Origin of the sequence: Leptospira stimsonii, assembly GCF_003545885.1 — a bacterium.
Taxonomy (GTDB): Bacteria; Spirochaetota; Leptospiria; order Leptospirales; family Leptospiraceae; genus Leptospira; species Leptospira stimsonii.
Genome location: NZ_QHCT01000001.1, coordinates 834,319 through 860,371, shown reverse-complemented (window position 1 = coordinate 860,371; position 26,053 = coordinate 834,319). Strand labels below are relative to the sequence as shown.

The following is a 26,053-nucleotide window of genomic DNA, read 5'->3' as shown; positions in this document are numbered from 1 at the left end:
CCTTTTCATCTCCGGAAGAGAAAGCAGTCGTTTTGACCAGGGGATATGCTATCATCAGGTATTCAATGGAGACAAGGATTTTTCCCGATCCGGAGACTTCTTTCCGAGAAGAAAGTTGATCCCCAAACTCCCCTTTGCAACCTTATCCTATTATGTATCAATTCCAGGAAAGAATTTACAATTTCGGCGCGGGACCGGCGATGCTTCCCAACGAAGTGATGGAAATCGCGGCGGCAGAGTTCTTAAATTATAAGGGCTCCGGAATGTCCATTATGGAAGTGAGTCACAGAGAACCTCTCTTTGAAGACGTCCTCAAAGAAGCGGAATCGCTCTTACGCACGCTCTTGAATATCGGAGACGACTATTCCATCGCATTCTTTTCCGGAGGAGCCACCCTACATTTTTCCGCTCTTCCGCTCAATCTCCTAAAAGAAGGAGAAAGTTTCGATATCGCTCACACGGGCATCTGGACAAAAAGAGCCTGGGAAGAAGGACTCAAGTTCAACGGAGTCAACGTGATTTCTGATGCGACAGAAAACAAATTCACGGATGTTCCATTCCTCGATGATACAAAACTTTCCGGCAAAGGAAAGTATCTTCATATTACATCGAACAACACGATTTACGGGACACAATATCCGACTCTCCCAAAAATCAAACAAGTTCCTCTCGTCGCTGATATGACGAGTGAACTTCTCTCTCGCAAGATCGAAGTAAGTGATTTTGGAGTCATCTTCGCCGGAGCGCAGAAGAATATCGGTCCTTCCGGTTTGAGCGTTTTGATCATTCGAAACGATCTGATCGGGATCTCAGGAAGAAAAATTCCGGTTCTCTTGGACTACGAAGTGATGACCAAAAACAAATCCCTCTACAACACACCCGCGACGTATTCTATTTATATCGCGAAGTTGGTCTTCGAGTGGTTATTAAAACACGGCGGAGTCGAAGTCGTTCAGAAGACGAACGAACAAAAGGCGCAATTGTTATACGACTTCATAGATTCTTCTTCTTTATATACTTGTCCTGTTCAAAAGAACGCCCGATCCAAAATGAATGCGGTTTTTCTACTAAAGGATAAGAACTTGGACGCGAAGTTTTTAGACGAAGCGGAAAAGAACGGACTTCACGGATTGGGCGGGCATCGGTTGGTCGGCGGCTTTCGAGCTTCGATTTACAATTCTATGCCAATGGCCGGCGTTCAAAAGCTCGTTTCCTTTATGAAAGAATTTGAATCCAAGGCGAAATGAAAATTCTCCGTTTCAAAAGATTTTTGATCGGCATTTTCTTTTTGGGAATCGCTTCCGGGAGTCTTTCGGCTTCCGGTTTGAACTTTCTCACACAACTTCCGATTCAGGATTGTTTTACGAACGAGGCGTCTTCTACCGAACTCGCCAATCTATTCAAATCCACGATTTCTCTAGAGGAAAAAAAAAGGATCGCGGAAACGATCGCCTACAAAGAAGGACGCGCCCGTTTTCAATCGGTAAACTGCGTTCAAAATAAGAAGTTAACGGAGGAAGAATATACCATTCTTTTTTTGGATTGGGACCGTTATCTCGCAACGTTTACGGAGTTGAATTCTTATTACGAAAACTATGTTCTCTCGGATGAAAAAACGAGATCTCTCAATTCTATAGAATGGGAACTCCTCACGACCCATCTCAAACAAAAACGTGAACTTCTCACACGATTGAACGACGCGACGTCCTTTTCTCTCAAAGGAGAAAAGGTTTCCGAAGAGAATTTTTCGATGATTTATCTTTCCCTCTTTCTACTCCAAGTGGAGTTTTGGGATGCGATGCCCAAGACATACAAAGACTCCGTTTTGTAGAATTCTTCGATTCCCTTTTTGAGGGTAAAACAAAGAATTATTTGCTTGAATCCTGAGTTCGGTCGGGACATAAACAAATATAGATCATGAAAAAAATCGGAATCGCCTCGGATCACGGAGGCTTTGAGCTCAAGGAATTTCTTCGCACCGCTCTTGCAGGAGAATTGGAAATCGTAGACTATGGAACGAAAGACGAAACGTCCGTCGATTATCCGATCGTCATAGCCGAAGCTTGTAAAAAAGTTCTTTCCAAAGAAGTGGAAGGACTGATCGCCCTTTGCGGAACCGGAATCGGCGCATCCATCGCGGCCAATCGCCTCGGAGGAATCAGAGCCGCTCTCTGCCACGATCAATTGACTGCGGAATTATCGAAACGTCACAACAACGCAAACGTTCTTGTCTTGGGTGGAAGAATTCTGGGCAAAGAGTTGGCTCTCAATATCGTTCGAACCTGGATCGCAACTCCTTTCGAAGGCGGACGCCACGAGAGAAGAGTCAATCAACTCGAAACCTTAAACTCATAATCAAAAACCGGATGGGATGGATTACAAACTCTAAAGTCTCGTTAGTCGCCCTTCCGGCATTCGTTATCCTATCGTTTTCCTCTCTTTTTTCCGAAACCAAAGTCCTTTCTCTCACCGATCTTCAAAGAAACGGGCTGGAACTTTCGGGTAAGAACGGGGAACAAAAAACGCTGAAACTGCAAACGCGGGATCGAAGTCTCGGTTCCGATTTGTATTTGAACTTCGATTCCGGTGAACCATCAATTCTAAAAGATATATCAGGAAATTATAAAGTTCTTTCCTCATCCTTTCTTCCCGATTCGGAAAACGTTCTTCATGCAAAAAGAAGCGCACGATTTTCCGGAAAAAGAACCGGAATTAGAATCGCACATTCAAACTCGGGCGTTCTCACTTCTAAAGATTTAACCGAAGAATTTTTCATCGCGTTCAGCATTTTTCCGGGAACGGTGGAAAAAGACGCGACGTTGATTTCAAAATTATACGAAACTTCGGGAAACACATTCGGCTGGGATCTTAAAATCGCGGACGATAAACTCAAAGCGGGATTTTATTCTTTTTTCGAAACCGAGGAGAAAAGATTTCTTTCCCTTCAGCTCGTTTCGAACACGACCCTTAAAAAGAATCAATGGAACCGAATCATTCTCCATTTCAATCCTTCAGAAAGAGAAATCGTATTGTATCTGAATGGAAAAGAATCCGCAAGAGGATCGATTCCTGCCAATAAAAATTTGATAAGAATGGGATTTCATCCGGAAGACACGACTTCGTTTCGGATCGCGAGTTCGTATTATGGATGGATGGAAAACTTCGCCGTCTTCCGAGGAAAACCGAATCCGAATGCCGAGGACGTTTCTTTTCCAGGACAAGACTTCGATCCGGATACACATACGACTCAATCGAAATTCGGAACCGCGCTTTCTCCGGTTTACAAGAGCAAGTATTCCAGCGCCTTTTTAGAAGAAATCGAACTAAAAGCAAACATTCCAAAATCATCGGCGATAGAACTTTATTTCCGAGTTTCTCCCACGGTCTTTCACCCGACTTCGGAAGGACCGGCGTGGATCGCCGTAGACTTAAGAAAATTAGAATCTTTTAAACTAGATTCTATGGATCCGGACGTATATCGAATCTCTCTCAAAAATTCTCTGAGAAAGTTTTTGGGAATCACGGAAAATAAAGAAGACCTTCTTCCGTTTCGTTATTATCAATGGAGAATCAAATTCAAATCCGATCCGAACGGAAATCTCACGCCGGAGTTGAAGAATCTCACTCTAACTTATCGAGAGACGATTCCACCGGTTCGCCCTCTGGGTTTAAAGGTGGTTGAGAATTCGATCGATGATTCCGGACCGAGCGTTTGTTTGACTTGGAAATCCAATCCGGAAAGAGAAGTGATCCACGGCGGCGGATATTTTATTCACTATGGGATTCACCCGGATCGAATGGTGGGAATCATTCGAGGAACGTATCCACTCACAAACGAAGCTCCGAACAAAAAGACGAGACCGAAACATCCCGCTTCCGATTATTTGGATCCGATCACCGGATTACCGGATGGAAAAAGCGCAAACAATATTCAAGAATATTATAATAAGCTGAATACCTGCGTGGACAATCGTATCATTTCGCTCAATGCGGAAATACTTTTGGAAAAGAACCAGCTCTTCCTAAAAAAAGGAACCACTTATTATTTTAGAATCAGCGCCTTTAATAAGGCTTATCATTTCCAAACAGGAAAGGATCAAGTATCGCCGCTAAGCGACCCCGTCGAAGTTTATTTCCTGAGCGAGTAATATCTTGATCATCTTCTGATTCGGAAGATTCTTATCGATCGTGATAAATCCGTCTAAATCTTTCTCGATCGCGATCGCCATCTCATTCCAAATCCATTCTGAGTTACCGAATTCCTTCGACAACTTTTGAGCCAGAGAAAGATTTTCCGATTTAAAATCTAAAATTTCCAAACAAAGACGTTTCACCTGAGTCCAGATAATATCCTTCTGCACCGGATCTTTTTGTTTTTCCAAAATTGGCAGAATCGAAATCGTCCCCGTATAAAATAAATGTTGTTCTTTGATGAGATTCCCGAGTGATTCCATTAGAATCGCTTTTTGATCTGAAGTCCCTTCGATCAGAGATTCGAGTAAGGACTTGGAAAGATAGTATTTCATTCTTCCATACTCGCAAGTATCTTGAGAGCTTCCAGACGTTCATAAGAATCGGAACGATAGACTTCATTTCTCAAAGAAAGCCTCAACATTTCCCCCGCGGAAAGATTTCTTTTATCCGCTTCGTTCTTAAGGAGTTCGAGTTCTTCTTCCGTCATGAGAAGTTGAAACCGTTTGTCGACTCTCGCCATCAGTTTTCCTCTCTCATTTCTTTGTCGTTTTTGAGATACATTCTAAAATAAATATCAGCGTCCTTCAATTGACCCATCGCTTGATAGATGCTTGCGATATTGTAATTGGCCTCGTTCAATCGAAAATCATATTTAAAAGATTTTCTAAAAATCTGTATCGCTCTGTCGTCGCGTCCGGCATACCACTCCGCCATTGCCCATAAAAAATGCCATTTTCCGAGATCGGGATCTCGCGGTGTCGCTTGGGCGAGATACTCTAAGACTTCTTCAAAAATTTTGGCGGACTGAAGATAGTTTTCACGAATCTTTTTCAGCTTTTCCATTCTCGAAAAAACATCCTCAGCGTGTCCAGGCAATTCCAAATCCTTACGATAAAACAAGGCCCTCGCATACCAAAGTTTGAACGTTAGATCCGATGGATTTTTTTCCACATATTTTTCAAGATACGGAATCGATTCGGTTTCTTCTTCCTTCTCATTCATCTTGAGAATTTTTTCTTTCGCGGCCCGATTCCATTCTTTTCGATTTTCCTCGTTGGGAATCAGACTTTGAAAGGATAAAAAGATTAAGATCAAAAGAAGCGCAAGGTTCGAAAAGTTCATCGGGTACGAACGGATTTTAGAGATAAGTGAAAAGATTTTTTCCGCTCTCAGGATAAACATCGACCGTAAAATCATAAGTATGTCCGGTTTGATCCAAGAAAGAACGGACCTTCTCTTCCAAATCTTTTCGAGTATACATTCCGAAGGCGCCTACTCCGATTCCAAAACACATATCTTCGGGTCCGAGTATTTCCGAAATCTGAGACATGACTTTTTTTCGATCCGATTCAAGCTTATGAAAATCCTTTCCGTGAAATTCGACTTTGAAGGATTTTGTTACTCCCCTTTCTCCGTCCGTTGCGATTCTCATCATGTGAATTCGAGAAGAAACAATGTCCCTCTTATCCCGGAAAAGTTCTCCTAAAACTTTACGATCATATTCTTCAAAGGCTTTGACCACTGGCTCCAAGGAATGAAAGATCAAATTCTCAATTTCCTGAGCATTCTCTTCCGTCGGCGGGTCCTTGTAAAAAAGGAAAAAACGAAAGGGAATTCCGAAATTGGAAAGAGGAATCGTTAGAATGGAAATGCAGGATTCCAAATCAGCGAGATCGAATTTTTTTCGAAAGAATCGATCATTCTTTCTTTCTTCGGTGATTCCGATCAGAGAATAAGTTCCGGATTCTTTTCCTATGTATTGATCGTCATAGAGAAAGATCATATTCTCTGCGGTTTTTTCCTTCAAACTGTATGTCACAAAAGGAGTATAACTTCCGTTCCTTCTGTCATAGTAATTGATGGCAAAGCCGCTCAACTTAAGCGAAGAAAAAACGGAGATATAGTATTTTAGAATAAAAGAATATTCTGATTCTAATCCGTAACCGAGCTCGTCCAAAACTTCGAGAATTTTTCTTCGGTCCCGAATCGGAAGTGACGCCAACCATTTCATATAACCCGGTCCCAAATCCAAATGTTTGCCATGGACCGGTTCTTCGATCTGCGCGGGTTGCGAAGTTTTTTTCTGAATGTCCTCGGGTTGCGGCTTTTCCCCGGATGGTTCGCTTACCTTTGAAATCAAGGTTTGTAATTCGGAATTAAAGATTTCGGATCGTTTCTTTTCAATCTCCGGAGAAACAACGGGGTGAACTCTGAATTTTTCGGGATCGCGAAGATACGCCGGCGAAATATAACCTTCTCCCTTCAGTTCAAACGGAAGGACGAAGATGGAAGCGCCGCCTTCCTTTTTCACTTCTTGTAAACTGATCGGAAGAGTTCTTAAATCCGAATCCACTTCTTCCGAGGTCAAGGTTCTGATTCCCTCTTGCTGATCCTTATCGACCAGTTCCATCGCTTTTTGTTTCGCGAGTTGAAGACCGTTGACTCCTTTCGAAATTTGTCCAACTAAGTCTTGAATCTCTTTTCCTTCCTTATCCGAGAAAAGATCCTTCTTCATTCTCAAAACACGAATCATAAGATCGATCAGAAAAAGAAGAATAAGAAAGCCCGATAAGAATAAAAAGGGAAGGCCTTCGTTTCCCGGTTTTAAGATCAGAATTCCTTTTAGAAAACCGTATGAGTTTTCCGGAGTAGCATAGTAATATCCGATAAAAGGCGCAGTTCCAATTTGAATACGGTTCACAGCGTCGCCGGAATGATTCCATCCGCCGATCAACAAGGAAGAAATCTGATCTCCGCTCAAGCCGTGATATTTTTTCCCGGGCTCGACATAGCCGCCGAATTTTAGATCCGGAATCAGAATAGAATCCGTGCCGGCAAAGGAAACTCGCAAACTGTCTTCTCTCAATTCGGCAAGAATCAGCCTTTTTTCTTCGGCAACCGGAAGACAAAGAACGAGATACGGTTTCAGATAAAATAAACGACTCGCGCCTTCTTTCAGAGTTTCCGCCAAAAGTTTTCCTTCCGCATCCGTGCGAACGGCGAGTTCCGTTTCCGAGATCAATTTAATACCGGAAACCATCGGAAACTCTAATTGTAGATTTTCCAATTCGGAAACGGATTTCACCTCGTTTAAACCCGATTCCAATCGATGAAGTTCTTCGTTAAAGTTTATGAATATAGAGTTAATTCTATTTTTATAATATACTCCCTCCGGAAAATAAGGGATGAACAAGTAATAAAAAAAGGAAATTACGGATATGATTAATAGGGAAATTCTAAGTTTCAATCCGGTCATCAGTTTTCCCTCCGCAAAAGTAACAAAATTCTTAAAAAGACGTCCCTGAGTCTGAGAATTTTTTCCTTATTATCGAATTCTTTTTCAACAACGATGGAATGTAGCAAGGTGGAAGTAATGATTCCCAAACCGCACAATCCTAACAAAAAGAAAAGAAAAACGAAAATTTGAAAAAGTTGTCTCAGTCTCGAACCCTTGTCATAGGAAAGAAAGATCGTATTATTTCCGATCTTATTCTTTTCCCAAAGCGGACGATCCTTCCATTCCGCTGTCGGTTTATTAAATTCAGCTAATATTTCTTCGATATTCTCAGGATAATCCAGGGACCTAAGGTCGTTTGATCCGATTAAAGAATCGGTTCCGTTTTTGCCTGCTTCGAAAATCCAGTAAGCTTGTTTTTCTCGAATATTAAAAGGTAAGGACATATGTTTTCCCAATGCGAAACCTTTCATCCAGAGAAACCATTCTCCATCCTTGCTTCTGTAAATCGGAACTCCGGAGCCGTCGAAATTGATTCCGGAAGGTTCTATTCTTAAATCGCCTAACCTCAGATCACCGTTAAAGATTTCCTTTGTCTCCTCGCTGGAATAAATCAGACGATAGGAAGAATCATAGATTTTGATCGACTTAAGTTCTAAATTCTTCAAAAGACTTTCGCCGAGTTCCTTTGCACTTTTGGGTAGAGGATCGTTTCTTAGCGCATATTCTATCTTCGAACCTGCTTCAAAAAGAGGAGCCTTTCTCGCTTCCATCCAGACTTTTAGAAAATTTTGTCGTCTTAGAAAATTCTCATTTCCCGCCGGATTCAGCGGAAACGACATAGCGGACTCTTTCCATTCTTCCCTCAAAAAAGGGATGGAAACGGGGATCAGCCCTAATAGAATGAGTGTTAGGGCAAAGACGATTTTTCTGTAAAAGTTGGACGTCACTGTTCTTAGTATCGGCCCTTTTGGTCTAACCTGAAAGAAGAAAACCAGACAGAAAACTATGATCTTTTATATGTTCATCGACGGGATCGGCTTCGGGCCCAATGATCCGAAAACCAACCCCTTTGCTCGGTATGCAAAATCCTTCTTTTTACCCCTCGCGGATAAACCGATTTCCGGAGAATCCTCTGAAATCCTCAAGAATACCGTTTTTCTCAGGACGGACGCTTCGTTAGGAATCAAAGGTCTTCCTCAGAGCGCTACAGGGCAGACTTCTCTTTGGACCGGGATCAACGCGTGCAAGGTGCTTCAAAGACATTTGAGCGGATTTCCGACCTTTACTCTTAAAAAGATCATCAGTAAATATTCCATCATTCGCGTTTTAGACGAACACGGATTTAAAGCGGACCTTCTCAACTGTTATTCTCCGGCATTTGCGGAACATATCAAAAAGAATCCGCGTCACGTTTCGGCTTCGACTCTGATTCAAATGGCGAGTGACCGACCTTTAAAAACCATGGAAGACCTTAGGAACGGCAAAGGTCTTTATATGGACATAACTCACGAATACTTAAGAGAATTCTCGCAAGGATTTCTAGAAGAATCGGACGATCTCTTTCGAGTTAGAGATCCCTATGAAACCGGTAAGTCCATCGTTCAAAATTGTAAAGAAGACGATTATACTCTTTGTATTTATGAATTTTTTCTGACCGACAAGGTCGGACATAAAATGAATTGGGAAGCGGCTGAAAAATATATCGGAGAATTGGAATCTTTTTTAAAAGGGGTTACGGAAGCGTTGGATCCGGAAACGGATCAATTGATCGTGACTTCCGATCACGGAAACTTAGAAGATCTTTCGGTGGACGTGCATACCGTCAACCAGGTCCCGACTATTCTCTACGGAAAATATACGTCCGTATTAAAGGATAAAATAAAGGCGATCGTAAATATTCCGAATGCGATTTATGATATTTTAGGAATTAAAATGGAACTCAAGGAAGAAGAGTTTATCAAAACGGAAGCTCCCTAGTCGAACCTTTCCGTCTCTAAGTCTTCTTTGCTCTTTGCCTTGTCCGATTCTTTATAGTGAAGATTGTCTTCCACTTGATCTAAAGATTCTTTTTTCCAAGCGCTTGCTTTTCTTCCAACGGGAGAATCGGGATATTTATCCGTCGCTTCTTGGAAAAGAGCCGCGGCTTTTTCATACTTTCCATTCTTAAAATAAACGGTGCCTTTTCGGAAGAGCGCGGTTTGATCCAAAGAACCGTCTTGGTTTCCAAGAACTCGGTTTAAATATTGGAGCGCAGAATCGGATTTGCCAACTGCTTCGTAACTTTCTGCGATGTAGAATAACGCTTGTTCTTCAGCCTTTGGACTGATTCCCATTTCCAGAGCTTTTTTAAAAGTATCAATCGCGCCGTAATATTGTTTGCGCACGTAGAGTTGTCTCGCCTTTTCCAAAATGCCGCTTCTGAATTCGGAACTCACTTTTTCTTTTTCAGGATCAAAGTAAAATCCGGCTTGAGCATAATCGTCATACACGTCGTAGGCGGACCAATCCTTTCCCATTCTACGCAGGGATTTTCCCCAACGGACACGCGCCTTTACGTTTTCAGGATCTTCTTGTAATGCGAGAACGTAGTTTTTTCGGGAAAGATCGTAATTTCCCTTCTTCATATAGTAATCTGCGATGGCGGATAACGCGTTGGAACGAAGTTTGGCGTCCGCTGAAATTCGAAGCACTTCTTCGAGATGACCTTTCCCTTCTTCGTCGCGATTGAGTTGAAGAAGTAGATTTCCCATGGAATACGCAACCTTGGATCTTTCGTCCCGAGACAAACCTTCTTTCTGATTCAGTTCCCGATAAATCCCGAGTGCGAGAAGACTATCTTGGTTTCTTTCCAAGGCTCTTCCCATATCGTATTTTACTCGAAACGAATGTTCGTCCGGAATTTCTCGAGCAGAGAGTTCGGAAAAGATATCCACTGCTTTTTCCGCGGACTTCGCGTTTGTCTGTTTTAAGTATTCTTCGCCTTCTTTGATTCTTTCCAATACGTTCTTACGTTTGGAATCTTCGTCTTGGATGGTGGTCTGATACACCCCGGTCAGAAGCCCGGCGCAAATAAATAAGAATCCCGTAATTAATATAATAGAACGATTCATGGATTTCCTCCGGAGATCCGAGACAGACAACGCTTCGACCAAAATTCAGAGCGTTCTGCGTTGTAAAATTTACTATCTTTGTTGATCAAAAACTTTAACGCTTCCTTATAATTGCCTTTTCTATAGTGAGAGAGTCCAGTGAAAAATTTCGCCTTCCCTCTAACCTGAGCCGAATTTCCGCTTCCTGTAAACGGTTTCAAATCGTGAACCGCGTCCGCATACGCCCGTTTCCAGTATGTTCTTCGTAGAACAGTGTCCACTTCGTCGTCCGTCCCCGAAAAATCTTCTTCTTGTTTTTCGGGCTTTTCCTTATTTTCGTCCTGAACTTGAGGATTCTCTTCCTTTTTATCATTTTCCAGATTATCGTTAGTCGCTATCGCATTCGGATCCGCGGCTATCGCGACAAAGGACTCGTTCTCAACAAGATTGAATTCTTCTTGATTCTGACGTTTTACGGTAACTCCGAAATAAATCTGCGTGCTCAGCGATTTCAAACGAATCTGCGCGGCCGTATCCGGATGTTTTACTTCCCCCAACTTCCGAACATTTCCGCCTAGGAACGTGGCCGTCCCACCGCTGAGAGGTTTGAGGGCTTGGTAGATCGTGTAAATCGTATTTTCATCCGCCTTTTCAGGCGCTTTCCATTCCAACTTCACGTTCAAATCTTCCACTGCCGCGGTCAGATCCTTAACATGCATATCCTCATAAGAATATTCCGAATTTGTAATGTTTTCCGGAGTTTCCTTATTGTCTTTGTTTGGAGTTCCGATATAAAAAAAACGGGTAAACGACTGCCCGTTGATCAATGGAAGAATTTCCTTCGCTCCGGAACGCACGCTCACTCCGTAATACCAGGTCTGTGACTTACCAAGATCCTGATCCAAGAACGTCGTCTCAGGATGACTCAACTCCGTAAGTTTCTCCGCTTTTCTCATCAATGATAATGAAGACATAGGTTCTAAGGACCGATATACGGTATAAACGGTCGCGTTCGGAATCGCTTTATCATACGGAGACCAATTTAATCTCAAATACTTCCCTTCTTTCTTAACGGTCAGATCCGTGATTCTCGCATCGTCCGGAAGTTCGGGAGTTTTATTCTCCGTGCTGGTATTTCCCGGAATAAGCGCTTGTTCCACGATCACCGGGATCGTGGTAAAGTTTCTTCCGGGTATAAGTTTGATCGTATTCTTCTTAACGTGATGTGCTAAGATGACCGCGTAATAATAAGTACCAGGTTTTAGATTATAATCGAAAATCTGCGTGACTCCACCGGCGATTCCACTCGGATACTTTCCTAAAGAATCGGCGACCATACATTTCTCGGGAGTATCTATCATACTGGAAGAACGGGCGATGATGATTTCTCCCGTTTCTCTCGGAGCTTCCCAAGAAATACGAATCGAGTTCTCATCCTTCTTTAGAATTTCTGCATGAATTAGATTCGCAACGCTGTAATTTTCTACCTGCGTATTATTTAAAACCGAATCCTGAGCTCCCGGAAAGGAAACCAAAACCAAGAATGAAAATAATAGTATGATCCGAGTTATAATTTTCATAAAAGGAATGTCTTGCTACTTATATCGTCAGCTCAAACGGCGTAATTTAATAAAGAATCCCATTTGAACCCGTTTTGAGAGAAAGCGACGCCGAACCAAAGTAGATTTCGGGTTTGACTTTTCTTATCGATTCCATTAGACATAATTCAGAGAAAGAAACGGATGAACGACCTGGATTACTATGAAAACCCCGAGTATCAGAACTTTCTGATTTCGAGTAAACGACGGGAACTTACTCCGCCCGAAGTCGTCTTCAAACATTTTACTTTTAAGGAAGTGAATCATCTCGTCGATTTCGGAATGGGTCTTGGTTTTTTTACTTTAGAACTGAAAAAACAACTTCCGAAAGAAGCTTGGATTTGGGGCGGGGAGTGTCAGCAGGAACTCATCGATGAAATTCTTCATTGGAAGAATCGAGACGAGATATCAAACTTCACACCGTTCTTTATCGAAAAATCGGACCATCCGCTTTTGCCGGAATGGATACCAACGCCCGACGCAGTGTTCGCCTCCCTGGTTTTATCCACGTTTCCCGATCCCGGTCTCGCAATGGATGGACTCATTCGTTCGATGAGAAAGGGCGGAAAACTCATCGTCTTAGATTGGGTAAAAAATGAATTTACGATCGGTCCGAAGATAAACGATAAAATTTCTTTGGACAAGATGAAATTCTTAGCAGAGCTATATCATCTTGATATCGTTAAGAATGTAAGAATTTCCGAACACGTCTACGGTTTAGAAGTAATAGCGGGAAAAGATTTTGAATACGGCTTTTACGATCTAAAGGAAGAAGAAGACACAACGGACGAATTTATCCGGTCTTAAATTCCAAATCCGAATTTTTCGTGCGGAATTGAATTCAAAACCGCGCATTTCGGAATTTCAATAAAATTCAGAACCAAAAATTATTAAGAATAACAGAATTCTCTAAAGTAGATTACTCTTTGGATTTATTGTTCCCGATATATCGAGTGTCGTAAACTTCTATGAAATTAAAATCGGGTCTTTTCAGTTTTAAACGAAAGATAACGTTCCTTCTTACTGCCTCGTTTTCCATCGAACGCAACTCGATCTATGATCGAGGGCCCTACTCCATTTTGCCCAGATTACTGTAGAATTTTAGGGATGTCAGAAGTGGGATAGTTATATCGGCGGCATTTTCGGAAAAGGCCCTCTTCTAAAATACAAATCGGAAAATGCAAAACAATGCATTCACAGTTGGAAAAGGACTACACCTTTGAAATTCGAAGAAGAAGTCCGCTCCCATTTTCAAATCGATCTGCAACAAAACGAATGGTTTCAAAGAATCAAGAATGGGAGTCATTCGGAAGAAAGATAAACAAGCATATCAAACTTGAACGCATCTACTTAATTTGAAATAAGGTATTCGCACCACTACCCAGATATGTGTCCGGATATTTACCGTCCCATTTTTTGATTCTTTCCATTTCGACCATCATCGGCGTGATCTGTTGCGACTTCAGTCTTAAGGTTTCCGCTTCGGCTCTTGCGTTTACGATTTGTTGTTCCGCTTCGATCTTCACCCTTTCCAATTCGTTCTTCGCGCGAAGCGCATCTTGTTCCGCTTTTTGTTTTAATTCGATCGATTCCGAAAACGTTTTAGAAAATTCAAAATCCTTCATGGATACTTCATCAACAAGAATATAAAATTTACCTAATTTTGTGTGAAGAAGATCGTGAATCTTCTGCGAAACCGTTTCTCTTTTGATCACAAGATCCGAAGCCGTAAACTGAGCTGTTACGTGTTTCATCGTTTCGAGAATCGCGGGGACGATAATCGTTTCTTCGTAATCCATTCCAATTTCCTGATATAGTTTATTCACTTGGTTCGGAGAAAGATGATACGTGAGTGTGATCATCGTATGAATCTCCTGCAAATCGCTGGATGGGGCAGTTGAATTCGCCTCCACCTTCTGAATTCTTACGTCGATACTTTTTACCGATTGGAGAATCGGAGCGACAAAGTTAATTCCCTCTCCGAGAATTCGATCCGAAACAGACCCTAGATTGGTTACAACACCTCTGTGACCTGGTCCGATACAAACGATCGGATTTACGATCAGAAGTAAAATCAGACCGACTCCTTTGAGCCAATGTTTTTTAAAAAGCGCAATCCACTGTTCCATAACAGGTTCTCCTTTTTCTTATTTCACAGGATCCTCCCAGAGAACTCTCTCTGACAGCAATCGAAAAAAGGAAACTTTCGGCGAACCCGTAGCGTCGATTTTATTTTTCAATCGATAACTCGATAAGAAATAAATTGATTCTATGAAATCGAATCTCTATGGATCTAAGAGTGGAAAACGGCCTCCAGATAACTTCCAGTGGAGACCATCGAGTATAAAATCTTCCGTTGACCTTGCTATCCCGTGAAATTTCTGGAACGTGTTCCAGTTCGAGATTCCTAAAACTTTAAAAGTCTTTCTGTGATCCAAAATCACCGTTACGCAGGCCGCGAACGAGATCAATCTCCAGAGGACTCGAAAGAGAATTTTTGTGAAATAATTTCGAACTCGAATCCTGAAAAAGTCGCTATGAAATTTTAAATGCTTTTCTTCGTCCTTCACTACTTCCAATAAGGCCGACTTCACAAATCCGTTTGGAATCTTATCCGCAAGCTTTTTATAGAAACAGATTCCAATCACCTCAGCGGCCAGCAAGACCATGAGTTTCAGACGGACTCCAAGAAGCCTTCTCCCGAAATGGAACAAGCGTTCCGTCCAATTGGATTCGATCAATTCTCCTTTGAGAGCGCGAACGCATTCTCCCAAAATTCTTGCATGTCTTCCTTCTTCTTTTACGAAAAGTTTTAACGCTTCCCGATAAAAGTCGTCGATTCCGAACAATATTGTTTTATCGATTTGTTTTGCGATTTTTCCCTCCCCTGCTTCACCTAATTGGAATATTGCGAGAGAATAGGCGATCGACCTCATTTCATTCGGATTCAACTCTAAAATTTGCGAATCGATTTTCGGCAACGGGCGACTTTCATTCCGTAAAAAATGTTCTCTCCATGGTTTCCAACGAACGATCCCTTTTCGCCTCTGAAGAGATAATTTGAGTTTTTCCCGAATTCTTTTTTTTCCGAATACGTTTATCACAAACGTTAAAAGGACAATTCGAACATCCACCCCGAAGCTTCCGTTATTCAAGTAAGAACGATCTAAACAAAAGGAGACTCGAGATCCCATTCCTGCATACAATTGTGATAACCCAGTGATACCGGGAAGAACCGACCAACGTCGATCGTAGAATTTCCGATTCCAACCTAAACGATCAATATCGAATTGAGTCAAAGGTCTCGGACCAACGATTCCCATATCGCCTTTGAGAATATTCCAGATCTGCGGTAATTCGTCTATGCCCGTGATTCGGAGTAGATTTCCGAGATTTGTAACCTCTCCGTCTTTCATCGTTCTGAATTTGAGAATTCGAAACGGCCTTCTTCCGATTCCGATTCGCTCTTGCGCGAAGAAAATCGGTCGACCATCGAAAATTAAGATGATTAAACTCACAGCGACAAGAACGGGCAAAAAAATCGCGAGAGCAAAGGAGGAAAGTGTGACTTCAATGATTCTTTTCATAACGGAAATAATACAGGAATCTAATTTCGTTTCATCCCTTTGAGTGCGCGAATCGACACACTCAAGTGCTTGACAGAGACGAGTAAAAAAACTTAAAATCTGGTCGTCAGTTATGAATTCAAACCCGCTACAGCTATTTATTGTCGAGGACAACGAGAAGTTAAGAAAAGCGATCATTGCCGGTTTAAAAGAGACTGGCAAATTTAAAATCGTTCACGAAGGAGCAACCGGAGAAGAAGCGATCGATGTCGCTTTAAAAAAGGATTTCGACGTGATCCTGATCGACGTACGATTAGCAGGAACGTTAAACGGTATCGAAACCGTAGTCGCAATCCGAAAGGAATTTCCGAGAAAGCCGGTCGTTATCTATTCCATTCAAGACAGCGACGAATACTTCCGTACTTTCCGCAAGTCTGGAATTTTGAGCCATTATGCCTATGTCCGTAAATCGAATTATCTTCTGCCACAGATGATCGTTCCTCTCATTCAACTCGCTTACGAAGGTAAGAGCTTTATCGATCCAGAAATAGAATCTCGAATCGTAGAAGTCAAGGATCGAGACGATAATTCTCCGATGGCGATTTTAGAGCCGAACGAAAGAACCGTAGCAAGGATGTTAGCCGCCGGACAAAGCAACGAACAAATCGCCGCTCGTCTCGGCTTCAAGGATAAACGTACGATCAGCAGAATCAACGGACAAATCTATGCGGCTTGGGACCTAAACGAATCAAACTCGGATGAAAAAGTAGCAAGAACGAGAGCGGCGCTAATCGTACGGGAAAATCGTTTTCTCCAATGGGAAGAAGACGGAAGTGCGTATTACAAAAACGGGTCGGGAGAATGGATCCGATGGGAAACCAACATTGAATCTTAACCCTGAAATTTTTATCTGTTCCATTTTCCTCTTTCTCTCTTCTCTTTTACTTTGGCTTTCATCTACGACCTACGTAAATTTGGAAAAAAGGGACCGAGCGGCGACCTTCACCATTTGTATTTTGATTTCCGCTTCGGCTCTATTCGGATTTTTTTCATGGATTGGAGAATTCGGCTTATTACAAGTTTCTGAATATCCGGCCGTTTTCTTTTTTCCGGGAATCTTCGGCTTGATTCTCATCCCCTTTGGATGGTTTTTTATCATCCTCTGGTTCGTAGGTTTTCTAAAACAAAAAAGAATCTATCGATTTATTTTCCAAATCCTGATACTCATACAAGTTATCGCTTATATATTCTTTATTTATTGGGCAAGAAGATTCGATTCGAACCTATCTTTATTCAATTTTTGGAATGCAGTTCCGTTCGAGTTCCGTTTATCGTATATTTTTTACATTCTGGTTTGTATTTTGATTCCGATCGTCGCCCTAAAAACCTTTCGGATTTCAAAGCAGATATTACCTGAAATCGCAAGAAAAAAAGCGGTTCCGTATTTGAGTTCCATCTCTTTTTTGCTCTTTGGAGTCTTGATTTTAGTCTTCTTTTTGTTTTTAGGGAAAGGACTTGGGATTTCCGAAGATCCAGTTTTAGAAATGCAAAAACGGCCCGTTCTATTTTACGGTTTTCTAATAGGAATTCAACTATTTATCACGGCCGCGATTTTGGTCTTAGGGAAGGCTTTGATTTCATACGAGGTATTTACGGGAAGAATTCTTCCTAAGATGAGTTTAAAACGAGAATGGAGAAATGCAACTTTAGGATTTCTCGGGCTTTCCGGAATTTACACATTCTTAGCGTTCCTAAAAATTCAAAAAATCGAACTCTTTCTCTGCACATCTTATGTTTACATCGTTTCACGAACCTATCTTCTCAAAAGGAATAAGGATCTTCGATTGACGGAGAATTCTATTCTAAGATCGATAATGGTTCCGGACGAAGTTTCAAAAATTCCGACAGAAGAGGAAGGAAACATTCAGGTACGATTCCAAAAATCCTTCGAAATCTTATGTTCAAAAATTTTAGAAACCTCGAAGGCATTTTTCGTAAACGAGAACAGAATTCCGTTTATACCAGACCTTTTTTTGCAATTCCCGAATCAAACTGATTCTGCAAATAATGTTGAATTCAAATATTCTAATATTATCTTCGAAAAGAACGATATCGCTTATCTAAGCGATGAAAATATTTTCGGCTACGTTCTCTGTATTAAAGTAGAAAACGATCACTCAGGAAACGGTTTTTTATTTTTAGGACAAAAAGTGGACGGTGGCCTCTACGCAGAGGAAGAAATCGAAATCGCCAAAGCCGCCGTCGCCTGGATGTTAAATTCCCTTTTTGTAGAAAGCAACTCTCAAACCTTAAGCTCGTTACAAAGAAAGCATATGGAAGAACAAAGAATCGCCGATTACAGAACGAGACAGATCCTCCACGACGAAATTCTTCCAGACATCCATTCTTCTATATTAGAATTATCGAAAATATCGAGTATTCAAGTGATATCGGAACAAATTCAACTCTTAACGGATCTTCATAAAAAGGTTTCCGGTTTTTTAAGGGAATTACCCGACACAAGTTTGGAAATTCAAAGACTCGGTTTGATTGATGCTCTTATTCGACTAACGGGTTCAGAATTTGAGACTTCTTGGTTTGAGTGGGAATACGATCCCATACTCAAAAAGAATTTTCCGATAAAAAAACCTGAAATCCTAGAAATTCTTTTTTACGCGGGTAGAGAAGCGATTCGAAATGCCGTTCGTTATTCGGGTGAAGCAAACGATAAGAAGGTTTCGATCTCTTTTCAAAAGAGGGAAGGAATTCTGATTCAAATCCGAAACAAAATTTTAAAAAAGGAAGCAAGCCTTCTTGAATCAGCGGGACAAGGACTTCGAATCCACAGCGCCCTTTTAAAAGTTTTCGGAGGTTATCTTACATTAGAATTTTTGAATACAACGGATGCCGTAATCGAGATATTTCTTCCTCTTCAAAAATAGGGATTTCCGACAATATTTTTCGGGCGAAAAGACCTGAGTGAAATCGTTCGTCTCACTTTGCTTTCAGAATTTTGATCTTCCTTTTTCGAAAATTCGAATAAGGGAGAACGTATGACCGCAACCCATCTGCAAACAAGACTCCGGAGTTCCTGCAGATTCCAACTATAAAGCATCTCGTTTCTGAGGCGCATTTTTGGATGGGAGTTCCCACACCTCCTGTACGGAGCAGGAGACTTTATCCTTTTCAGCAAATTGCTTGTTCAAACGAAGAAATTTTGGATTTTATTTTTTCGATCTTTGCTAAAAACTTGAGTTTTCTTTTTTATATTGGGGCGAGCTTTCAAGTCCTTGGACAAAGGATTTGAATCCAATTTCCGATTTTTGTCAGGAATTTAAAGCGATCGTTAAGAGTGATCGGATTCGAAAAATAGGAGTCGCGCCCATTGGAATCAAGCAAGGAACGGAAACTCTGCAAAGAAAGGTGAGAAAATCCCTATCTAAAAACTTTACCGGAGAACGTTCCTTCCTTGTCCTCTTCCGTTTGGTATTCAAGAAGTTTCACGTTTAAAAATTGACCCGTCTTCAAATTCTTTAACTCTTCTTCGGAAATTCTCACCTTGAGATAATTGTCCGTGACCGCTGTTCCACCTTGTTCGAGAATCGCCTCACGAACTTTTCCCGTTTCAGCAATCGCGTAATTCTTATGCAAGTTTCTTGAAAGGGAATTCAGAATATGAACCCTTTCTTTTTTGATTTCCTTACTTACGGAATCGGTGAAGGTTTCGGCTAACGTGTTTCTCCGGACGGAAAAAGGAAAGGCATGGATTTTCGCGAATCCGAGTTCTTCAACCATTCTTACGCTTTCATGAAACATCTCTTCCGTTTCTCCGGGAAAACCGACGATCACGTCGGTTCCTAAAAAGATGCCGGGAATTTTTTCCTTTGCGATCTCCACCCTTTTGCGGAAGGTCTCCGGAGTATAAGTTCGTTTCATCCTTTTCAAGATTTCAGCGCTTCCGCTTTGGAGGGGAATGTGAAGAAACGGAGTAAACCTTGGATGAGACATCAGTTCCGCGAGTTCGCTTCCCACGTCGGGCGGTTCGATCGAGGAAATTCGAAGTCTAGAATATTCTAATATACTTAAGATATCTTTCAAAACGCGGTTGAACGCCTTTTTATTTTCGGAATCCCGATACCAACCGAGGTTCACTCCCGTAAGAGTGATCTCTCCAACCCCATGATCTTGTAAGAATCGAACCTGATCGAGGACGTCTTCGTATTTCCGACTGACTCCCAAACCGCGCGCTTGCGGAATTTTGCAATAAGAACATTTTCGATTACATCCGTCTTGAATCTTCAAATACGCACGGGTATGTCCGTTCGGCAAAACGTCGGAATAAGAAAAGCGATCATACGCGACGCCAAGCATATCTTCCGCGCCTATAAGTCCCTTCTTTTCCAGTATCATCGAGGGAAGTTTAGATTTTTCCGTATTGCCGACTACACCCGCCACACCTGGAATCGCCTCGATCGACTCACGATCCGTTTCCGCATAACAACCTGTAACCCAGATCTGCGAACCGGGAAATTTTTTGATCGCATTTCGAATCGTATTCCGATTTCGAGAATCGGCTTTATTCGTTACCGTACATGTATTGATGATGACAACTTCGGGATGTTCCTCCGCTTCCGCGGAACGATATCCGTGTTTTGTGAGGGACGAAAACAAACCATCGGACTCAAAAAAATTGAGCCTGCATCCAAGTGTATTGAAAAGGACGGTTTGTTCAGCTATTGGAGAGGGCATTGAGTTTTGCTTCGATTCTTCTGAGGTTACCTTTGAAATGAACATTTTCCGGTTCGATCTTCAAAGCGGATTCGATTTGTTCTTTCGCGGAATTGAGATAATTCTTTGCGTTCGAAAATTTTCCCTTTTTGTTTTCTTGGTTGGACGCCTTTTCATAGACGAGTGCGAGGTTATTTAGAACATTCGCGTTATTCGGAACGAGGGAATTCGCCCACTTTAAACTCACTTCCGCTTTTTCGATACTTCCGAGATAATAATAGATCTGACCTTCCAAAACAAGAGGACGGTAATCGTTGGAATCTTCAGCCTTTAATTTTTCGGTAATACTCAGTGCATCCTTTGCCTTTCCGTTGTATAAAAGCGCCGTTCCAAAAAGAAGTCGAACGTCTTTGTTTCGAGGATTGAGTTCGTAAGCGCGGGCGATGATTTCAAGACCGTCGTCTTCCCTTCCGTTATTCAAAAGATATCTTGCAAAGTCTAGACTGACGGCAGGATCTCCCGGTTTGATAGAAAGCGCTTCGGACCAATGAGTGCCCGCGGACTTCGTTCTTCCCGCCGCGAAATGACAATGACCTGCGAGATAATGCGATTCGTAGGATCTTGCACCCTTTTCATGAAGGGCACGGATGATCTCCAGACATTTTTCGTAATTCTTCCCTTCGAATTCTTTCAGAGCGGAAGAATAATCTTGGCTGGGTTGCGCTAATATTAAAGAAGAATGAAATACTAAAAGTGCGCTTAGGATGAGAAAAGTGGAACGAAATTTTCGAATCAGCATATTGATACTCTCTTGAATCTTTAGGCGGTCATTCTCATCGACTTTGCATTGATACAATCAATGAGAGAATGAAACGGCTCTACCGGATCGATATAAACGATGATACTCGGATACTTTTGCATCAGAAAATGCTCAATCTGTTCTTCGGAAAGAACGACTTGGTCTTCCATTTCAAGGACAGGAAGGCCGTCCGCATTTCGATAGATTGAGTATTCTTCCTGACCGAGGAAGTCGGTCAAGAGCATATATCCCGAGCCGTAGTAAACTCCGCCCTGAAAGTAATACTTATAGAAGACCCGTACCTCGGGAAGAAATAAATCGGGGTGAAAAACGCAGAGAGAGATTTTCTCAATCCCTGCAATGGTTCTGATTTTCCTCAGGTGAAACCAAATCCTCCGAATCAGAAGATAGGAAACCAGAATCAATACAGGGATAAGAATAGGCATCCTTTAGACTAAGGCAATTTCTTCCGACCTTTCGGGATTACCGGAAGAATTGTCGTCTCCTCCGGCTTTCGCGTCAGCCGGTTTGTAGTCGGTCCATGGAGTTTCCACAAAATCAAGTTTCCCTTCTTTGAAATCGATTTCGATTTTAGTAGGTTCCTTGTAAGCGCCTTTGAGAGTTTGAACCGCCATATGATCTTCAAGTTCTCTTTGGAAAACTCTCCGAAGAGGTCGGGCTCCGAACTTCTCATCATAACCGATATCCATGATATGATCTTTGGCCGCAGGAGTAATCGAAACTTGAATCGCCTTTTCGCGGAATCTTTTGTTCGTTTCAATCACCATAATATCGATGATGGACATGATATTTTCTTTGGTGAGAGATCCGAAGTAAATGACTTCGTCCACGCGGTTTAAAAACTCAGGATTGAAGTATTTTTTTAACTGATCGCGAGTTTGATCGGACTTGTATTTTGCCGCTTCGTCCTTACGATCTTCGAAACCAAGTCTTCCACCGGATTGAATTTCTTTCGCTCCGATATTGGAAGTCATGATGATAATCGTGTCTCTGAAATTGACTTTTCGTCCTTTCGTATCGGTCAAGTTTCCTTCTTCCATGATCTGAAGAAGAATATTGAAAATGTCGTGATGCGCTTTTTCAATCTCATCCAGAAGAATGATAGAATAAGGTTTTTTTCTGACGAACTCGGTCAACTGACCTCCGTCATCATAACCAACATAACCGGGAGGAGCTCCGATCAAACGGCTCACCGCGTGCGGTTCCATGTACTCGGACATATCCACACGAAGCATCGCGTCGTCGTTTCCAAAGAGGAAGTTCGCAAGTGCTTTTGCAAGTTCGGTCTTACCAACCCCAGTCGGTCCGAGAAAGATAAAAGATCCCGTAGGACGTCTTTCGCTCTTGAATCCTGTTCTCGCACGACGCACCGCTTTCGCGATTTTCTCGATCGCATCCGTCTGACCAACGATCCGCTTCTTCAACTCGTCTTCGAGTCTGAGAAGTTTATCGGATTCGGATTCTTCCATTTTTTCCAATGGGATTCCGGTCCACAACGAGATCACGGAAAGAATATCGTCTTCCTCGATATTGACTGCGAAGTCTTCCATCTTCTCTTGCCAAGAACGGATCTTTTCTTCCATCGCCTGTTTTTTGCGGTTCACTTCATCGCGAACGCCGGCGGCTTTCTCGTATTCTTGTGCACGAACCAATTCTTCTTTTTTGGTCGCGAGAGATTTGATTTCCTCTTCCAGATCCTTGATCGATTGAGGACGCGCGCAGTTCGCCAAACGGGCTTTTGCTCCGGCCTCGTCGATGATATCGATCGCTTTATCTGGTAGATAACGATCGTTGATATATCTGTGGGAAAGCTTTACGGATTGTTCCAGAGCCTTATCCGAATATCTCACTTTGTGGTGAGCTTCGTAAGCCTTTTTCAAACCTTGGAGAATCTGAATCGCATCGTCCACGGAAGGTTCCGCAACTTTTACGACTTGGAATCTTCTTTCCAATGCGGAATCTTTTTCGATGTATTTCCGATATTCCGCGCTCGTAGTCGCACCGATGCACTGGAGTTCTCCTCTCGCTAATGCAGGTTTGAGAATGTTCGCGGCGTCAACGGCGCCTTCGGCCGCTCCAGCTCCGATCAAAGTGTGAAGCTCGTCGATAAAGATGATGATGTTTGTGGAAGTTGTAATTTCCTTCATGATCTTTTTCAGACGTTCTTCAAATTCTCCTCTGTATTTGGTTCCTGCGATCAAAGAAGCAAGATCCAAAGAGAGAACTCTTTTTTCGAATAAAAGATCCGGAACACTTTTTTCAACGATCGCAAGGGCCAACCCTTCAACGATTGCGGTTTTACCCACACCGGATTCTCCTACAAGAACCGGGTTGTTTTTTGTTTTCCGAGATAGAATTTGAATGACTCTTTGAATTTCAATCGCTCTTCCCACAACTGGATCCAACTTCTTATCCTTTGCAAGTTGAGTGAGGTCGCGTGCGAATTCATCCAAGATCGGAGTTTTTGTTTTCTCCTGACGTGGTTGTGTTCCTTGCGGCCCGGATTGAGCGGCCGAGCTAACTCCGACGGAACTCGTAGGAGGAGCTCCGAGCAAACGAAGAATTTCGCTCTTTATAACATTATAATTTACGCTGAAAGAATAGAGAGCGCCGCCAGCGATATTATTGTTATCTCTCAAAAGTGCGAGCAAGATGTGCTCCGTCCCTACGTAGTTGTGTTTGAGACGCTTTGCTTCCTCTTTGGAGAGTTCGATAATTTTTTGATATCGATCCTGACCACCTGCGACGTCCATGAGCAAGGCCCCGGATGCTTCACGCGTTCTTCTTTCTACCTCTTTACGCAACTCGTTGAGGTTAATATTGAGGTTGTTCAGGATTTTGATAGCGACCGAATCCTCTTCCTTGAGGAGACCGAGAAGGATGTGCTCCGGCCCGATATAATCGCTACCAAGACGCTTCGCCTCATCCTGAGCAATCTCGTTGATGACTCTTTTGGCTCTTTTTGTAAATTCCAGCATAACAGCGCCTTTGTGTTTTATTTGTAATGATTAGACTGAATTCGCATCCAATTTCCCACCCGAGAGTGAGGTTCTGCTTTTAATTTCAATATCGGAACGTTTTCAAAAAAGGAACGGAAGTTAGAGTAAAAATTCCGGGCTAAAACCCCGGTTCCACCTGTAAGGCTAAATAATAAACTAAATTTAAAAAGGAATTTTTTTGAGAATAAGCAAAATTTTTCAGATAAAAAACGGCGAATTCTGAAGAATTTTCAAGGTAAAACTCCAAAAAACCGGGGACCTTAAAAGTAGGAACTCCATCTTTTTCCCAGAGTTTTGTGGAGAATTTTAGGCTCATCTTGGTTCCCAAACCCGCGTTCGTGGGACAAGATGTGACATAACCCAATTCTTCATCGAAATCAAAAAAGTTTTGATTCTCCATTTTTTCCAGAGGAGAACTTTCGATTCTCTTGAACAAATCTCCTACAGAATGAGAGAGAATTTCCCAACGAATATGATCTTCATCTCCGGAAAACAGATTTCCCTCTCCCCAGGGAATCCTCTTCGGGAGATCCTTGGATTGGAGAAATGCCGGATCGACTTCCATTCTTTCCTTTAAGAATGTTTTTAGGAATTGAGTCGGAACTCCGGAGGTCGCAGGGTAAATTCTGCCTGAAAGGTTTCGGCTGATTCTAAAACGAAAGGTAAACGGGGGAGCGATTCGATCGAGAGTTCGAATCTTTTCATTCTCGGAAAGTGACTCAAAGCCGGCGATTTTCTCTGCTTCGGCGCCTTTGAGGTATCGAGAAGAAAAATCGATTTTCTCCTCTCGAAGATGGGCGCGATATTCCTTTCGAAAAATCTTTAGACAATGAATACAACCAATCTTCCCTCGTTCGTTCCAGATCAAACGATTGGTTCCGCAGTGTAGACAGGTTTCCGACAACATCTGTCGAGGTTTCTCCATAATGTCTTCTCGAAGAAATAACCGATCTTCTCGACGTTTTTCGATTCCAATTCTTTTAAAGGGAAAAAATGGAGAATCAGATACGAAAGACGAAGCGATCCTTTGCTTCCGGTTTTACTTGAGATCCGACCAAAAGTCTCCTTCCAGTCTTTTTCCATTGGAATCAGTATTTCGGAACGAAGAACAGTAAATTCTTCGTTTCTTTCAAATTTACTTCCTAAGAGATCGGTTGTAATTTTCCACCGGCCATCGTGTTTCTTCGATGAGCCAGAGCCGCGAGCTCCATATCATGCGTCACGATCACCATGGAAAAACGGAATTCTTTCTGAAGTTCTAAGATCAACGCCATCAGATTCCGAGAATTCTCACGATCCAAATTCCCGGTCGGCTCATCCGCTAGAACAAGTTTCTTTCCCGCGACTAACGCTCTTGCAACGCCGACTCTCGCACTTTCCCCTCCCGATAATTGAGAAGGAAAGTTATCATGACGGTCTTTTAATCCGACCCGATCCAACATCTCGATCGAAAGTTGTCTTGCCTTTCCAGGTTGAACTCCGTTGATCAAAAGAGGAATACTTACGTTTTCCAGTGCCGTAAAGTCCGGAAGAAGAAGATGGTGTTGAAAGATAAAAGAAACTTTCTCAGCTCGAAATTTTTCCTTTCCAATTTCGGAGATTTGATCCAAGGAAACTCCGCAAACACTCACTTCTCCCGAATCATACGTATCCATCGAACCAAGAATGTTGAGAAGAGTGGATTTTCCGATTCCGGATTTTCCTTCCACGGAAACGATTTCTCCTTCCTCAACGTCCAGATCCAAATGATCCAGAATCTTAAATTCCTTATCCAGGATATGATAATTTTTTACTAAATTTCTTACTTGTATGAGACTCACG

The 26,053-nt window shown here is 42.2% G+C and carries 22 protein-coding genes and 1 pseudogene; 8 read left to right on the top strand and 15 right to left on the bottom strand.

Features of this window, described 5'->3' with window-relative positions:
- Positions 1-115 precede the first annotated feature (115 nt).
- The 4 genes and pseudogenes from serC to DLM75_RS04225 all read left to right on the top strand — a co-directional run bounded on the left by serC (position 116) and on the right by DLM75_RS04225 (position 4,148).
- Positions 116-1,247, top strand: a pseudogene (gene serC / locus DLM75_RS04240) (3-phosphoserine/phosphohydroxythreonine transaminase).
- Entirely contained in the window at positions 1,244-1,831 is a 588-nt protein-coding gene (locus DLM75_RS04235; RefSeq protein WP_118967244.1) for a hypothetical protein, read from the top strand. The pseudogene serC and the gene DLM75_RS04235 overlap by 4 nt, the downstream one beginning before the upstream one ends.
- 86 nt (positions 1,832-1,917) lie before the next feature.
- Positions 1,918-2,355, top strand: a complete 438-nt coding sequence (gene rpiB, locus DLM75_RS04230; protein ID WP_118967243.1) for a ribose 5-phosphate isomerase B — start codon at positions 1,918-1,920, stop codon at positions 2,353-2,355.
- Positions 2,356-2,366: 11 nt separating this feature from the next.
- Positions 2,367-4,148 (top strand): glucanase, encoded by a 1,782-nt coding sequence (locus tag DLM75_RS04225; protein ID WP_118967242.1) that lies wholly within the window; start codon positions 2,367-2,369, stop codon positions 4,146-4,148.
- Here DLM75_RS04225 and DLM75_RS24210 read toward each other — a convergent pair.
- The 5 genes from DLM75_RS24210 to DLM75_RS04195 are packed head-to-tail and all read right to left on the bottom strand — an operon-like array spanning position 4,110 to position 8,379.
- The gene (locus tag DLM75_RS24210) at positions 4,110-4,526 is read right to left on the bottom strand and encodes a hypothetical protein (protein WP_158586437.1); all 417 of its coding nucleotides are present in this window, start codon (positions 4,524-4,526) and stop codon (positions 4,110-4,112) included. The genes DLM75_RS04225 and DLM75_RS24210 overlap by 39 nt on opposite strands.
- Positions 4,523-4,714, bottom strand: a complete 192-nt coding sequence (locus DLM75_RS04210; RefSeq protein ID WP_118967239.1) for a CopG family transcriptional regulator — start codon at positions 4,712-4,714, stop codon at positions 4,523-4,525. The genes DLM75_RS24210 and DLM75_RS04210 overlap by 4 nt, the downstream gene beginning before the upstream one ends.
- Positions 4,714-5,316 (bottom strand): hypothetical protein, encoded by a 603-nt coding sequence (locus DLM75_RS04205; protein ID WP_118967979.1) that lies wholly within the window; start codon positions 5,314-5,316, stop codon positions 4,714-4,716. Before DLM75_RS04205 ends, DLM75_RS04210 begins: the two co-directional genes overlap by 1 nt.
- 16 nt (positions 5,317-5,332) lie before the next feature.
- A complete protein-coding gene (locus DLM75_RS04200; RefSeq protein ID WP_118967238.1) occupies positions 5,333-7,450 on the bottom strand; it encodes a hypothetical protein in 2,118 nt (705 codons plus the stop codon).
- The gene (locus tag DLM75_RS04195; RefSeq protein WP_118967237.1) at positions 7,450-8,379 is read right to left on the bottom strand and encodes a hypothetical protein; all 930 of its coding nucleotides are present in this window, start codon (positions 8,377-8,379) and stop codon (positions 7,450-7,452) included. The genes DLM75_RS04200 and DLM75_RS04195 overlap by 1 nt, the downstream gene beginning before the upstream one ends.
- A 58-nt stretch (positions 8,380-8,437) precedes the next feature.
- On the opposite strand from DLM75_RS04195, the gene DLM75_RS04190 reads away from it, so the two are divergent.
- Positions 8,438-9,409: a metalloenzyme gene (locus DLM75_RS04190; RefSeq protein WP_118967236.1), complete on the top strand. Its 972-nt coding sequence runs from the start codon at positions 8,438-8,440 to the stop codon at positions 9,407-9,409.
- Here the strand turns inward: DLM75_RS04190 and DLM75_RS04185 are convergent.
- Entirely contained in the window at positions 9,406-10,542 is a 1,137-nt protein-coding gene (locus tag DLM75_RS04185; protein WP_118967235.1) for a tetratricopeptide repeat protein, read from the bottom strand. The genes DLM75_RS04190 and DLM75_RS04185 overlap by 4 nt on opposite strands.
- On the bottom strand, positions 10,539-12,101 hold the full coding sequence (locus DLM75_RS04180; protein ID WP_118967234.1) for a fibronectin type III domain-containing protein: 1,563 nt from the start codon (positions 12,099-12,101) through the stop codon (positions 10,539-10,541). Before DLM75_RS04180 ends, DLM75_RS04185 begins: the two co-directional genes overlap by 4 nt.
- A 162-nt stretch (positions 12,102-12,263) precedes the next feature.
- Between DLM75_RS04180 and DLM75_RS04175 the strand changes: the two genes are divergently transcribed.
- Positions 12,264-12,926, top strand: a complete 663-nt coding sequence (locus tag DLM75_RS04175) for a class I SAM-dependent methyltransferase (RefSeq protein WP_118967233.1) — start codon at positions 12,264-12,266, stop codon at positions 12,924-12,926.
- A 539-nt stretch (positions 12,927-13,465) separates the two neighbouring features.
- On the opposite strand, the gene DLM75_RS04170 is transcribed toward DLM75_RS04175, so the two are convergent.
- Together DLM75_RS04170 and DLM75_RS04165 are read right to left on the bottom strand one after the other, a co-directional pair.
- Positions 13,466-14,248, bottom strand: coding sequence for a prohibitin family protein (locus tag DLM75_RS04170; protein ID WP_118967232.1), 783 nt, complete (start codon positions 14,246-14,248; stop codon positions 13,466-13,468).
- Between the two features lie 156 nt (positions 14,249-14,404).
- Positions 14,405-15,706 (bottom strand): sugar transferase, encoded by a 1,302-nt coding sequence (locus tag DLM75_RS04165; RefSeq protein ID WP_118967231.1) that lies wholly within the window; start codon positions 15,704-15,706, stop codon positions 14,405-14,407.
- Positions 15,707-15,818: 112 nt separating this feature from the next.
- On the opposite strand from DLM75_RS04165, the gene DLM75_RS04160 reads away from it, so the two are divergent.
- Together DLM75_RS04160 and DLM75_RS04155 are read left to right on the top strand one after the other, a co-directional pair.
- On the top strand, positions 15,819-16,580 hold the full coding sequence (locus DLM75_RS04160; protein ID WP_118967230.1) for a response regulator transcription factor: 762 nt from the start codon (positions 15,819-15,821) through the stop codon (positions 16,578-16,580).
- Positions 16,570-18,627 carry a sensor histidine kinase gene (locus tag DLM75_RS04155; protein WP_118967229.1) on the top strand — a complete coding sequence of 686 codons (2,058 nt, stop codon included), beginning with the start codon at positions 16,570-16,572 and terminating at the stop codon, positions 18,625-18,627. The genes DLM75_RS04160 and DLM75_RS04155 overlap by 11 nt, the downstream gene beginning before the upstream one ends.
- Positions 18,628-19,120: 493 nt before the next feature.
- On the opposite strand, the gene mtaB is transcribed toward DLM75_RS04155, so the two are convergent.
- The 6 genes from mtaB to DLM75_RS04115 all read right to left on the bottom strand — a co-directional run bounded on the left by mtaB (position 19,121) and on the right by DLM75_RS04115 (position 26,052).
- A complete protein-coding gene (mtaB, locus tag DLM75_RS04145) occupies positions 19,121-20,434 on the bottom strand; it encodes a tRNA (N(6)-L-threonylcarbamoyladenosine(37)-C(2))-methylthiotransferase MtaB (protein ID WP_118967227.1) in 1,314 nt (437 codons plus the stop codon).
- A complete protein-coding gene (locus tag DLM75_RS04140) occupies positions 20,415-21,212 on the bottom strand; it encodes a tetratricopeptide repeat protein (RefSeq protein ID WP_118967226.1) in 798 nt (265 codons plus the stop codon). Before DLM75_RS04140 ends, mtaB begins: the two co-directional genes overlap by 20 nt.
- A gap of 20 nt (positions 21,213-21,232) precedes the next feature.
- Complete coding sequence (locus tag DLM75_RS04135) at positions 21,233-21,658, bottom strand: hypothetical protein (protein WP_118967225.1); 426 nt, start codon at positions 21,656-21,658, stop codon at positions 21,233-21,235.
- 3 nt (positions 21,659-21,661) lie between these two features.
- On the bottom strand, positions 21,662-24,211 hold the full coding sequence (locus DLM75_RS04130; protein WP_118967224.1) for an ATP-dependent Clp protease ATP-binding subunit: 2,550 nt from the start codon (positions 24,209-24,211) through the stop codon (positions 21,662-21,664).
- Between the two features lie 139 nt (positions 24,212-24,350).
- Entirely contained in the window at positions 24,351-25,139 is a 789-nt protein-coding gene (locus DLM75_RS04125) for an ATP--guanido phosphotransferase (RefSeq protein WP_118967978.1), read from the bottom strand.
- 235 nt (positions 25,140-25,374) lie between these two features.
- The gene (locus tag DLM75_RS04115; RefSeq protein WP_118967222.1) at positions 25,375-26,052 is read right to left on the bottom strand and encodes an ABC transporter ATP-binding protein; all 678 of its coding nucleotides are present in this window, start codon (positions 26,050-26,052) and stop codon (positions 25,375-25,377) included.
- Position 26,053: the final 1 nt, after the last annotated feature.